Consider the following 278-nt stretch of genomic DNA (forward strand, 5'->3'; position numbering starts at 1 on the left):
TACGACACCCGGCGTGGCACGCTGGTCGGTGCGCTCATCGTCGACGACGACGATGAGCTGTACGCGATCACCTCCGGGGGCGGTGTCATCCGCACCGGGGCCAAGCAGGTTCACAAGGCAGGCCGCCAGACCAAGGGCGTGCGATTGATGAACCTGGGCGAGGGCGATACCTTGCTTGCGATCGCGCGCAACGCCGACGAGCCCGAAGCTATCGGCGACGACACCAGCGATTCTTCCGAGCAATAAACACAGCGGCGGCAACGAACGGATCTGAGGAT

General features: G+C 64.0%; 1 protein-coding gene. It reads left to right on the forward strand.

What is annotated here, in order from left to right; genetic code table 11:
- On the forward strand, positions 1 to 246 hold a 246-nt coding region (locus tag IU448_RS28620), incomplete at its 5' end, for a DNA gyrase C-terminal beta-propeller domain-containing protein (protein ID WP_195058849.1).
- Positions 247 to 278 lie beyond the last annotated feature (32 nt).

Origin of the sequence: Nocardia flavorosea (assembly GCF_015477805.1) — a bacterium.
In the GTDB taxonomy this organism is placed as follows: Bacteria; Actinomycetota; Actinomycetes; order Mycobacteriales; family Mycobacteriaceae; genus Nocardia; species Nocardia flavorosea_A.